Consider the following 13,323-nt stretch of genomic DNA (forward strand, 5'->3'; position numbering starts at 1 on the left):
ATTGTAAACTGTAAACTACCTAAAATTCTCCGTATTTATACATATAATTCTTTCTTGGTTCTACAATATCACCCATAAGCAACGAAATCATCTTTTCTGCCTTAGCTGCATCTTCTATAGTCACTTGAAGCAGTGTTCTACTTTCTGGATTTAATGTTGTATCCCATAACTGATCTGGATTCATTTCCCCAAGACCTTTATATCTTTGAATTAAAGCACCTTTTCCAATTTGCTTTTTAACACCTTCTAATTCATCATCACTATATGCATATTTAACTATATCTTTACCTTTTGATTCCTTATATACCTTGTATAAAGGAGGCTGTGCAAGATATAAATGACCATTTGCTATTAATGGTCGCATATATCTATAGATATATGTCATCCAAAGAGTTCTAATATGATATCCATCAACATCTGCATCACTCATAATTATGATTTTATCATATTTTAAATCTTCTTCTTTATAATTATCTAAGGTCCCTGTTCCAATTGCAGTATTAAATATTTTTAATTCTTCAGAGGCTAATACATTTTCAAGCTTTTGCTTTTCTGTATTCATTATTTTCCCCTTAGATGGCATTATTGTTTGGAATCTTCTATCTCTAGCCTGTTTTGCAGAACCACCTGCCGAATCTCCCTCAACAACTATAAATTCATTTACAAATTTATCTTTTAATGTACATACAGCAACTTTACCTGCAAGCGGTGCAGTTCCTTTACCTATTTTCTTTTTTTCTGCATCATTTATTTTCTTAATTTTGTCTCTTCTTTTTGCTGCTTCTAAAGCATTATTAATTATATTTGTAGCTAAAGTTTTGTTATCTTCAATCCATTCAGAAAATTTAGTGTATACCAAATCATTCATCATGGTATATGCCTCAGTATTTCCGAGTTTAGTTTTAGTTTGCCCTTCAAATATAGGATTTGTAATTTTAATTCTTACAATTGCAGTCATGCCTTCTCTTAAATCGTCACCTTCAAATTCCTTATCCTTTTCCTTAACCAATCCTAACTTCTTAGCCCACTCCTTAAAGGCTCTCGTCATACCAGTTTTAAAACCTGTTTCATGAGTTCCAGCCTCAGTTGTAGGAATATTATTTACATAACTAGCGATATATTCTGTTGTAGAATCAGTAAATTGAATACATATTTCTCCATACATTTGAAGATCTCCAACAACTCTTTCTCCATCAAAAATTATTGGTGTGTCGTGAATGGGTGTCTTGCTTTCATTTAAATAATTAATAAAATCTAAAAGCCCATTTTCAGAGTAATATTCTTTTGTAATTTCCTGTCCTTTTCTCTTATCAACTAATTCTAGAGTAACACCTTTATTTTGAAATGCCAATTCCTGCAGTCTGCTGTCTATTATATCAAACTTAAAATCAATTGTTGAAAATACTTCTTCATCCGGTTTAAATGTAATTTTTGTTCCAACCTTATCAGTTTTTCCTATAATTTTTAATCCACTAACAGCTGTTCCAGGCATTTCTCTTTTCAATTCTTTGTCATAAGCATATTCAAATCTCTGTCTATATATATTTCCATTTTGATATACTTCTACTTCCAGCCATTTTGATAAAGCATTTACAACTGCAGCACCAACTCCATGTAGTCCTCCAGATGTTTTATAATTTTTATTATTAAATTTACCTCCCGTATGAAGTTCAGTAAATACCATTTCGACTCCCGATTTCTTTTTAACTGGATGAATACCTGTAGGAATACCTCTTGCATTATCTATTACAGTAACGCTTTTATCTTCATTTAAGATTATAGTTACTTTATTTCCATAGCCATTAGCTATTTCATCTATGGCATTATCAACTATTTCCCAAATACAATGATGTAGACCTTTGCTTCCTGTAGAACCTATATACATTCCAGGTCTTATCCTTACTGGTTCTAGTTTTTCTAATGATGTTAAATCTGTTACATCATAAGTATTTTTCAATTCCATAAAACTCCTCCGTTTGAACACCAGTTCTTATTTGTTCATTATAAACTTACTCTATAAAATATACTTCCTTTATCGTACAATGTCAAAAAAACTTAACTTCTAATTAATAAAGAGTGCACTATCAAATTAATAATACACTCTTTATACCTCAATAATCAGAAGCTTTATACATCACATATTTCTATTTTTCTAACATGCTTAGTATGGCTCCACTCTTTATTATTCTTGTTTAATATACCTTGTATTGAAATAGGGAACCATGTTATTGTATATAATCCATATAACCAGAATCTATAGAATAAAACAAATTGTTTCTTTCCTAGTAATATCCCTGTTAACACTAAAAATGCTAAATTATATCCAATACTAATTGCTAATGCTACTAACCAATCTCTAGTATTTGTTGCTAAATATGGAACTACAAAAACATTACTTGAATATAAAATTTCCATTAACATGAATTGTTTTGAAATTTTCTTATCTATTAACAACGTAAGTGGTGTCAATAAAAATTGAATAACACAAAATGCTTTAAATGCATCATCACTAAACAAGTAATTAATAATAAAAATATTAACTCCACTGGTATTGGATTGTATTAATGTTAAAATAGTTGATATACCTATTAATACTGTTACAAATGGTTGTAAAACATATAATGCACAGTCGAAAATATAAAATTTTCTTTCTAAAACTGCTTTCTTTAGTAATTTAAAGAAATATCTTGAAGCAACATCAGTAAAACCTTGCATCCATCTTTTTCTTTGCGACCATGACTGCTTTAATTTCAATGGCTTTTCATCATATATTATAGCATCGTGTGCCCATCCTACTTTTTCTCCATTTAACACAAGTTTACAAGTAAATTCTAAATCCTCTGTTAAGCAAGTTGCACCCCATCCTAGTTTTTTTAATGTATTTGTTTCTAAAACAAATCCTGTACCACCAATTTGACTTGTTAATCCCAAATTTGCTTTAGCTAATTGATTCATTCTGTTCTGAGTCCAAAAACCTATAGAATAACTTGATGCTATCCACGAATCTTCAGGGTTTTTACTATCAATGTATCCCTGTACAACTTTATATCCTTCTTGCATTTTGGAATTCATTTCTTTTAAGAAATCTTTATGTACAAGATTGTCTGCATCAAATATTGCAATAGCATCATATTGTTTTTCCATAGCAAATAATTTTGAAAACATCCATTCTAATGCATATCCTTTTCCTCTTTTGTCTTTAGAAAATCTTTCACAAACATTAACACCATAACCTTTAGCTATTTTAGCTGTATTATCCGTACAATTATCTGCAATTACAAAAACATCATACATTTCCTTAGGATAATCTAATTTCATCATACTCTCTATAAGACTTCCAATAACAACTTCTTCATTATGCGCTGCAATTAACATTGCAAATTTATTCTTAGGCGTATAATTCTTTTTTTCTTCTTTTCTAAATAAACCAGCAATTCCTAAAAACAAATAATAGCATATTATTGCAAAAACCAAAATTTGAAATATAGCTGTTATGGTCAAAATATATTCTCCCATTATGTTCACTCCTAATATTTAATGAGACCTGCTCCCATTTATTATTTTACATACTTATCATCGTACTATACCTACTTAATAATATTTCAATAAAAATAAAAAATCAAGTCTATTTTCTTAAGATAACATTAATATTTCCAAATTTCATTTTTCTGAATTTTAAAATTTCAATTTTAGTAACATCTTTCAAATCAAAGGAACTAATTATAATTTACCCATATTATTATTAAATATTTTATAACTTATGTATCCTGTTAAAACACCACCAACTAAGCCTCCAATATGAGCAAAGTTATCAATATTTGAGATGCTTAATCCTATAAATAAATTTATAATTATAACCTGCATTAAACTAGACATATATTTTTTCTGAATTTTATTTCTCTCTATAAATGCAAAAGCTAAAAGTGCTCCCATCAAACCAAATATTGCTCCTGATGCCCCTACTGATATGCTATCCGGGCTCATAAAATAACTTAATGCTGATGCCGTTATAGAAGATACTATATAAATAATAAGATATTTCAGAGTCCCATAAATTTGTTCTATTTGAGGACCTATTATGTAGAGCGAATACATATTGCAAGCTATATGTATTAACCCAGAATGTAGAAAGGCACAAGTAAGCAATCTCCAAACCTGCCCTTTATCAATTAATGCATTATATTTCGCGCCATAATCCAATAAAACCTTTGTATCAATATCAAATAAACTTCCTGATAAAAAGGCTGTAATCAGAAATATTGCTATATTTATTACTATCAATCCACTAGTTAATAATTTATTTTCAAAATAACTTTTTCCTAACTTTCTATTTGTTGAAAAATTCTTTTGTATAGCATTTTCCCAAATTTGCTTTAGTGGAAGACAAGATTCATCACAAGCTATAACATTACCTCTATCTTTATTAATAATAAGCTTATTTATTGGATGTACATGTTCCGTGTATATATAGCCTTCACTGGATAAAATCATCACATTAAGTGAAAACGGTTTATCTAATGTTTTTATGTACTCAAATGCTTCCAGTGAATCTATATTTTCATTTGCTTCATCAGTTATTAAAACACAGTATATACCTTCTCGTAATTCTTTAATTGCAATATATACATCTTCTTTATGATAATTGCTATAGTACTGCTTCATATAGAAATCTTCTCTATTTAATAAAGTTTTGTAAAATTCTTCTTTAATATTTTTCATGCTTTACCTATCCCAAATATAATTTCAATGCACAATTTCAATATTTTATAACATCAAATTGACAATTGTGCATTGTGTAAATTCTATTTACCTATCATATCTAAAAGTTCATTAAATCTCTTGATAGTTGCTTCTATAGGTGCATTAGACATCATATCTACACCTGCATTTTTCAAAATACTTATTGGATAATCGCTGCCACCAGCTTTTAAAAAGCCTTTATACTTCTCTACTGAATCTTCTTTACATTCTAATATTGATTTTGAGAATGCTGATGCTGCTGCATAACCTGTAGCATATTGATAAACATAAAAATCAGAATAAAAATGAGGAATTCTAGCCCATTCTACATCTATTTCTTTATCTATTATCATTTCACTTCCAAAATATTTAACATTTAAATCGTGCCACGCCTTATTATACTCATCAGCAGTTAATGGAATTCCTTGTTCTAAAGTTTCATGAGTATAAAGCTCAAATTCTGCAAACATCAATTGTCTGAAAACTGTTGTTCTAATTTGTTCTAATTCTTGATTAATTAGATAAAGCTTTTTCTTTTCATCTTTTTCATTTTCAATCAAATAGTGAATAAGCAAAGATTCATTAGTAGTTGATGCAACTTCTGCACAAAATAATGTATAACTCGAATAATGATATGGCTGTTCCTTTCTTGAGTAATAAGAATGTATTGAGTGACCCATTTCGTGAGCTAAAGTTGATACATCCTGCAAATCATTATTATAATTTAAAAGAACATAAGGCATAGTATCATATCCACCCCATGAATATGCACCACCTCTTTTTCCCTTATTTTCATATATATCTATCCATCCATCCTTAATACCACTTTTAAATATATCTAAGTATTCAGTTCCAAGAGGTTTTAAAGCTTCTAAAACTGTATCAACTCCAGTATTAAACTCAATTTTTTCCTTTTCTATTTCAATTACCGGAACATATAAATCATACATATGGATTTCATCTAGGCCTAATAACTTTTTTTTAATTTCAACATATCTATGAAGAGAATTTAAGTTGTCATTTATAACTTTAATAGCATTTCTATAAACATCTAATGGAATATTATTAGGCTTTAGTGAAGCTTCCAATGCACTTGAGTATTTTCTTACTTTACTACTAAAATTAAAAGTTTTTATTGAAGCAGTTAAAGAAGTTGCTAGTGTATTTTTTAACTTGTCATATTCTCCGAATAGTCTTTCAAATGCAGCTTTTCTTACATTTATATTTTTACTTTTTATAAATGAAGAGTAATTTCCTTCTGTTAATTCAACTTCATTTCCTTCCTCGTCTTCTAATTTACCAAACGTCATATCTGCATTAGTCAAAATGCTGTGTATTGCTGATGGAGCATCCAAACAATCTGAAGCTGCTGCTAATAATTCTTCCATTTCTTTTGATAGAATATGTGGTTTTTCTTTTAAGATATCTTCAATTAAAAATTTGTAATTCTTTAATTCACTTACTCTATTTATTTCCGCTTCAATAAATTTATCCTCTAGGCTTAAAATTTCTGGAACAAAAAAAGCTGTATAACTTGCAAATTCAGCCATATATATATCAATTTTACTCATTAAAGCTTGATATGTTGTATTTGAAGTATCTTCATCATATTTTAAATGTGCATAAATAAATAAATTTTCTGCTTTTCTTGATATTTCTTCATTAAATTTAAGATATTCTAAGATTTTTTCTCCATTAGTTAATTTCCCTGAATACTCATTTAATTTCATTGCCTGACTTTTTAGACTTTCAAAATCCTTTTCCCATGTTTCGATATTTGAATATATTTTATTAATATTCCATTTAAATTTTTCTTCAATTTCTTCTCTTTTTCTTAATTCACTCATCTTAACACCTTCCCTTTCATTTAGTTATGAGCTCTGAGTTAACAGTTATGAGTTATTGATTTAACATTTACTGTTAACAATTCTTATTTTGTTTTTATAATTAAATTATTCTGAATATATTTCTTCTTTCCCTTTTATAGCTTCAAATACTGCATTCATTTCATTTTCTATTATTGCTACTGCTTCATGTATTTTTTCCTTCATTTCATTATAATCATCTTTATATTCAAATTTTATTATATATGTAGGATTATATTCTTCTTCATCTTCTTCTAATTCATATCCTTTTTCTACAAATGCTTCCTTATTAAATAAATCATATATAGCAGAGTATTCCCATTCTTCTACATCTTTATTTGTATCAAAATACATATTTACAATTCCATCCAATACATAAAGTTTTTTTACAAACAATGCTCCTTCATTTACTTCGAAGCTTCCTAATTCTTTCTTTATAAAACCTGTTTCATTATCTTTTTCTATTAATACTAAACTCGAAAAATCCATAAACACACCATCCTATTACTTTTATTATATTAGTTTTAACACTTTTTTAAACATATATGAATATTTTATTTATTGTGTTAATTAAAAAATAAATAATTATTTAAAATCATCTATATATCACTCTGATTATATCAAAAAAGGCAATTTATAACCATAAAAATAAAATATAGCAATATATATAAATTTCTTAAACAAAATAGACTATCTAAATGTAATAAAAATTTTAATACTTCTATTACATTTAGATAGCCTAATCTTTTCCTATATTACTATTTATCCAACAATAGTCATCTAATTATATTATTTTCTATTTTCTAAGAATTCAGCCAACTTATTAACTGTTGACATATCTTCTCTTTCTAAATCTGTAGGTTGAAGTTTTATTCCTAATTTCTCTTCCAATTTTAGCAATACTTCTATTATTGCTAGTGAATCTAATAATCCTGCATCAAAAAGATTTAAATCTAAATCTTCAGCAATTTCATCATTTCCTGTAACTTCAATAAATATTTCTAATACTTGTTCTTTCATTTTACATACTCCTTTTATTTAAATAAATATCCTGAAAATATTAACATACCAAAACAAACTATATGGAATGTTATTGCTATTTGAACACAATTAAACCATTTTTGGTTCTTATTCTTTTTATAAAAAGTTGATTTTCTTTGATATATATCTGTTAATACTAACGCTACTCCTTGATATAACCCATATAAAATATAATATACAGTTAGCCCATGCCATAAGCCCATAATAAACATTGTAATTATTTGTGCTACATGAGAAGCTGTAAATCTGCTTCTAAATCTTTTCTTCCTCATAGAATCCAATACAAATCTTGAAAAAATATAATCTCCAAACCATCGTGACAAAGAAATATGCCATCGTGTCCAGAATTCTTTCATATCCTTGCTTAAGAAAGGCTTATTGAAATTCTCTGGGGTTTTAATACCAAATATATAACTTGTTCCAATTGCAAATAAACTATATCCTGCAAAGTCAAAAAATAAATACATGGTATAAGCATACATATAATTTATACTATTTATTATATTAACCTCTTTTGGTATATTTAGCAACCAATATGTGTCAATTAAATACGCAATTATAAATTTATATATTATTGCTATAAATATTTTTCTTAATCCAACTAACAAAAATTCATTAACATATTCGTTTTTTTCTATTTTAGAATTTAAATTTTCTTCAAATCTCTTCCATCTATCAATAGGTCCAGAACTTAATGTAGGAAAGAATAAAATAAAATTAATAAAATCTATAAATTTAATTTCAGTAATTCTACCATCATAAATTTCAATTATTATTTGGATTGCCTTAAAGTTCAAATATGACAAACCAATAAATCCAATGTATGGCGCAAACCTTGTAAGTCCAGCCACTTTAGTTATTATAACCGGAATTATTGACATAAACAAAAAGGCCCAATATAGATATCTACTATCATTTTTTTTTCGAAGATATAAATATCCGTAAATCAGCGTAATTTCTCCAGCCAGAAACATCAAAAACATAATCAAGCCTATAGTTTTTCCCATTATGAGATAAATCATAGCTATTGATACTATTAATCCATAATATTTAATATTTATTCCTTTTAAGGCTAATACTATAGCTGGAATAAAGGTTAATAATAATAGATATAAATAAAAGTAATCTCCATATTGTGTTAATTTCATTATAGGTCCTCCAATAATTTTTTCCTGTCAATCTTTCCATTCACATTAGTAGGAAATTGTGTAACTATTTTTATGTTTCTTGGGACCATATATGACGGAATTAATTCTCCTAATTCTTTTTTTATTGCGATTCCATTCTTTAATCCACTTAACCCGTTATCTTCCTTTAATTCAATAAAAGCTGTTAAATAAGCAATTTTATCATCTTTATTAACTGGCACAACAGCAGCATTTTTTACATTACTTACTTTTACCAAATTGTTTTCTATGTCTTCTATTTCTATTCTGTAACCATTAAGCTTTATTTGGAAATCCTTTCTACCACAGTAATATAAATTCCCATTTACATAATATCCTAAGTCACCTGTTCTATATGCTCTACAGTTAGTACCATTATATTCATCATAAAAAAATGCTTTATCTGTCATTTCCTTATTGTTAAAGTATCCTTTACTTACACTTGGACCTACAATTATGATTTCTCCCTTTTCTCCTTCATTTACTCTATTTCCAGCTTCATCAACGATTTTCACAACTGAAGTTTTCATTGGATATCCTATAGGAAGGCTACCTTCTTGTGCAAGTGTCTCTCTATTCATGTCATTTGCACTTACTGCTACTGTTGCTTCTGTTGGCCCATATCCATTTACAATTCTTGTGCCTGGAAATCTATTTAAAAGTTCCTCGCAAAGAGGTTTTGGAAGAACTTCTCCTACGAATATCATAGCTTTCAAATCAGGAAGCATTATAGAATTGAAGCTTTCTTCTACCACACACATACCTGCAAACGATGGAGTTGACACCCATATATTGATTCCTGATTCTCCCATATCATTAAACATATTTTTTAAATTTGAAAGAGTTTCCTTTGAATATCCATGCAAAGTTTTCCCATAACATAAGCCTGGATATATTGAAGTTACAGATAAATCAAAAGAATATGCAGCTTGATTCATAAATACTTCTTCCGACTCATCTAAATGTAAATAATCTGCTATCCATTCAACAAAGTTATCTAAATTATTACTGCTTATTTGAACACCCTTTGGCTTTCCTGTACTTCCAGAAGTAAATAAAATATATGCATTTTCATCTTCTTTTACCCAACTACTTTTTTGAACTTCAATATCTTTGTACTCATTTTGTATTTCCATAAGCTGTTCTTCTTTTAATACACGTATATTTTCAAAAGTGTTTTCTTTACTAAAGTCAATAAGCACCTTAGGGTTAACTTCACCTATAATTGCCTCTACTCTTTCTTTAGGATAACTAATGTCAATTGGTATATATGCTCTTCCTGATTTTAGAGCAGCCATCATTACTGCCATCATTAAATTTTCTTTATTTCCATATATGATAATAGGAGTTCTATCATCTCCAAATTCTTTTAATAAAAATGCACCTATAGCTTCCGAAGTTTTATCTAAATCCATATAAGTCATTATATTTCCATCACATTTTAATGCGATTCTATCTGTTTCAGAGTATTTTTTTATGCCTTCTAAAATCTTCATTTTTTTATCTCCTTTAAAATTGATTATATACAAATGGTATTTCATTAAATGGTTCAAATGTTAATATTAAGATTGCTAAAACAACTACTACAGAAGCTATTAAAGCAAAGCTTATCTCTTTATTAGTTTTTAAAATGCTCATAAAGTTCTTCATTTACCTTAGTCCATCCCTTCCATCCTAAATGCATCACATCGCATATAAAATAAGGTGTATATTCTTCATTTTTTAAATTTAAAACTTCAAATCCTCTTTTTCTCGCCATTTCTTCTATTCTGTCAAAGAATTTATCTCTATTTTCCTTAGTCATCCCAGTATAATCATACCATCTTCCATTTGTAGGCGCTAAAATTATATATGGTTTTATATTTAAATCTGAACAAATATCTAAATACAGTTCATAATCTTCATATTCTTTTGAATTCATCAAATCAACATTTTTATTAATATCTTTTTGAGATTGTAAATTATCTTTTAAATATTTATCATAATAGGTGTCATACACCATAAACTCATTATTTGTAACTTGGCTTTTACCTTGTTCTTCAGCCTTTTTATATTCTTCAGTCCAGTTTATTTCTCTTAATTCTGTAGTCTCTTTCTCTGGCAAAGTAATTAATTTTCTATATAATAATCCTTTATCCTTAAGAGTAACAATGTTTTCACGTGCAAAAAAATAAGGCTCAAATAAGCACTTCAATAACTTGTATTGAATACCATCATTAGAATAAATTTTAGCATATAACTTTTCTGGTGCAAATTGAGAAGTCTTTGTTAATACCTGATCTACTCTAGAAGCATACTTTTTTCTATGCTCTTCTGTTATGTTTTTATTTGATAAAAGGGTATAAAACTGTGAAGGTGAAAAATTAGCTTCAAAGCTTGTGTTATCAATTCCAGCACTTCCCATAAACCATTGAAGAGAAAGTATCATTGCAACTTTCCTATCTTTTTTATCACTATCCATGCCGCCAAGCACTGATATTTGTTTTAAATCTTGAGAATAAGCTCTACCTGTAGTTGCAAAATTCTCTAATCCCTTGGCAGGAAACGTATTAACAGGTAATTGCGAAACAGGAGCACCTAACTCTGACGATCCTTCTAATAAAAGGTAATTATTTTGGGTCAAGTATTCATTATATATTACTCCTCTGTCTTTATACGTACTTCCATATTCTATATTTATACTTTTTAAGTTTTTTGTGTTTAACAATATTTGTATTTTTTTATCTAGAAAATTATTTAAAAAAATAACTGTTACTATTCCCACAAAAATAGGCATCAGTATCCATAAAATCTTCTTTTTCATTTTCCCCTCCCGGTTTCTTCTCGAACTTCTATTTTATTCTATAATAAGTCGAAATATAATTCAACATTAAAGCACTTATTTATCTTGCAAATCATTTGCAAGAAAGTGTATAATATAATAATGTTTTAAGGAGTTGATTATTTGATTACTATAAAAAATTTAAGTTTCTCTTATACTAAAGGAACAAATTTGTTAACAGATATAAATTTAAATATTCCGAGAGGAATTTACTTATCCATACTTGGAGAAAATGGGAGTTGCAAAAGCACATTGGTAAAACTTATATTAGGACTATTGAAGCCTGATAATGGTACAATCACATTAGGCTCCAATAAAATATCCTATGTTCCACAGAGAATGGATAATTTCAATGCAGACTTTCCAATAACAATTAAAGAATTATTATCTTGTCATGCTAAGACTATTGGTCTTAAAAACCCAAAATGTATCACTGATTCTTTGGAAAAAGTTAATATGCTTGAGTTTTCTAAAAGCTTGATTGGTAATCTTTCTGGTGGACAGCAGCAAAGAATTTTTATTGCAAGAGCTCTTATGGGAGATCCAGATTTAATAATACTGGATGAGCCATCAACTGGAGTTGATGAAAAAAGTCAAAGTGAAATTTATCCTTTACTTCAAAGTTTAAATAAAAATTTTGGAAAAACTATTATTTCTGTCGAACATAATACAAGAATAGCTTTAAAATATTCAACCCACATTTTAAAGGTTGAAAATGCCAATATAAAATTATATTCTAAGGAAGAATTTTTAAATACTATAGATGACGATTGTTCTTTTTCCAAAATAATATAAAATCCCATAACAACCAAATGAGTATTTTTAGAAAGGTAATATTTTATGTTTGAATTAGGTTTTATGCAAAATGCATTTATTGCAGGTTTTCTTGTTTCTATTCTTTGTCCATTTATAGGACTGTTTATTGTTCTTAAGCGTTATTCAATGATTGGAGATACTTTATCCCATTCTTCCTTTGCAGGTGTAGCAATTGGGTTGCTTACAGGCACAAATCCACTTATAACAGCTTTTGCATTTACTAGTGCCTGCGCAATAATTATAGAATTTTTAAGAACTTATTATAAAAAATATAGTGAGCTAGTAATGTCTATTGTTTTAACATTAAGTTTAGGTATTGCAATCATCTTAATAAGTAGTGGAAAAGCTTCTGCAAAAGTAGATTCATTCTTATTTGGTAGTATTCTAACTGTAACAGAGTCAGATATTATGTTAATTTCAATTGTCGGTGGTATTTGCTTTATAACGCTTCTATTTCTCTATAACAAATTAATATATGTAACCTTTGATGAAAATGGTGCAAAAACAGCAGGTATAAATGTTAAATTAATTAATTACATCTTCACCTTACTTGTCGGTGCTACAATTTCACTTTCTATAAGAGTTATGGGAATACTTGTAGTTTCTTCGATTATAGTTGTTCCTGTAGCAACAGCTATGCAATTAAAAAAAGGTTTTACAAAAACATTAATTTTTGCAATTGTCTTTGGTTTTTTAGATGTAATGATTGGACTAGTTCTTTCTTATTTTGTAAACAGTGCTCCTGGTGGTACAATTGCTATAACTTCAGTAACAATGCTTATACTAACTTTAATAATAAAAAAATTCACAGCTAGTAACATGTAAATTATAAAAAGAAAAGTTTTGCTAACTATTTATCAGATAGGTAGGCAGA

Annotated in this window: 12 protein-coding genes; 2 read left to right on the forward strand and 10 right to left on the reverse strand. The window is 28.0% G+C overall.

The features are described 5' to 3' along the window. Positions 1-19: 19 nt before the first annotated feature. The 10 genes from CSPA_RS22360 to dltD form a co-directional block, all read right to left on the reverse strand. A complete protein-coding gene (locus tag CSPA_RS22360; protein WP_015394669.1) occupies positions 20-1,963 on the reverse strand; it encodes a DNA gyrase/topoisomerase IV subunit B in 1,944 nt (647 codons plus the stop codon). Between the two features lie 164 nt (positions 1,964-2,127). Continuing rightward, a complete protein-coding gene (locus CSPA_RS22365; RefSeq protein ID WP_015394670.1) occupies positions 2,128-3,516 on the reverse strand; it encodes a glycosyltransferase family 2 protein in 1,389 nt (462 codons plus the stop codon). A 204-nt stretch (positions 3,517-3,720) separates the two neighbouring features. Beyond that, positions 3,721-4,719, reverse strand: a complete 999-nt coding sequence (locus CSPA_RS22370) for a rhomboid family intramembrane serine protease (protein WP_015394671.1) — start codon at positions 4,717-4,719, stop codon at positions 3,721-3,723. A gap of 83 nt (positions 4,720-4,802) precedes the next feature. Beyond that, positions 4,803-6,587, reverse strand: a complete 1,785-nt coding sequence (gene pepF, locus CSPA_RS22375; protein ID WP_015394672.1) for an oligoendopeptidase F — start codon at positions 6,585-6,587, stop codon at positions 4,803-4,805. 105 nt (positions 6,588-6,692) lie between these two features. Then, a complete protein-coding gene (locus tag CSPA_RS22380; RefSeq protein WP_015394673.1) occupies positions 6,693-7,094 on the reverse strand; it encodes a DUF6762 family protein in 402 nt (133 codons plus the stop codon). 300 nt (positions 7,095-7,394) lie between these two features. After that, a complete protein-coding gene (dltC, locus tag CSPA_RS22385; protein WP_015394674.1) occupies positions 7,395-7,625 on the reverse strand; it encodes a D-alanine--poly(phosphoribitol) ligase subunit DltC in 231 nt (76 codons plus the stop codon). Positions 7,626-7,639: 14 nt separating this feature from the next. Then, positions 7,640-8,794 carry a D-alanyl-lipoteichoic acid biosynthesis protein DltB gene (gene dltB, locus CSPA_RS22390; RefSeq protein WP_015394675.1) on the reverse strand — a complete coding sequence of 385 codons (1,155 nt, stop codon included), beginning with the start codon at positions 8,792-8,794 and terminating at the stop codon, positions 7,640-7,642. After that, on the reverse strand, positions 8,794-10,308 hold the full coding sequence (gene dltA / locus CSPA_RS22395) for a D-alanine--poly(phosphoribitol) ligase subunit DltA (protein ID WP_015394676.1): 1,515 nt from the start codon (positions 10,306-10,308) through the stop codon (positions 8,794-8,796). The genes dltB and dltA overlap by 1 nt, the downstream gene beginning before the upstream one ends. A gap of 13 nt (positions 10,309-10,321) precedes the next feature. Beyond that, positions 10,322-10,450: a hypothetical protein gene (locus CSPA_RS30830; protein ID WP_017810402.1), complete on the reverse strand. Its 129-nt coding sequence runs from the start codon at positions 10,448-10,450 to the stop codon at positions 10,322-10,324. After that, entirely contained in the window at positions 10,431-11,615 is a 1,185-nt protein-coding gene (gene dltD, locus CSPA_RS22400) for a D-alanyl-lipoteichoic acid biosynthesis protein DltD (protein WP_015394678.1), read from the reverse strand. Before dltD ends, CSPA_RS30830 begins: the two co-directional genes overlap by 20 nt. Before the next feature lie 141 nt (positions 11,616-11,756). On the opposite strand from dltD, the gene CSPA_RS22405 reads away from it, so the two are divergent. After that, positions 11,757-12,428: a metal ABC transporter ATP-binding protein gene (locus tag CSPA_RS22405; RefSeq protein ID WP_015394679.1), complete on the forward strand. Its 672-nt coding sequence runs from the start codon at positions 11,757-11,759 to the stop codon at positions 12,426-12,428. A gap of 45 nt (positions 12,429-12,473) precedes the next feature. Then, on the forward strand, positions 12,474-13,274 hold the full coding sequence (locus CSPA_RS22410; protein ID WP_015394680.1) for a metal ABC transporter permease: 801 nt from the start codon (positions 12,474-12,476) through the stop codon (positions 13,272-13,274). Positions 13,275-13,323 lie beyond the last annotated feature (49 nt).

The organism is Clostridium saccharoperbutylacetonicum N1-4(HMT), from assembly GCF_000340885.1.
Classification (GTDB): domain Bacteria; phylum Bacillota; class Clostridia; order Clostridiales; family Clostridiaceae; genus Clostridium; species Clostridium saccharoperbutylacetonicum.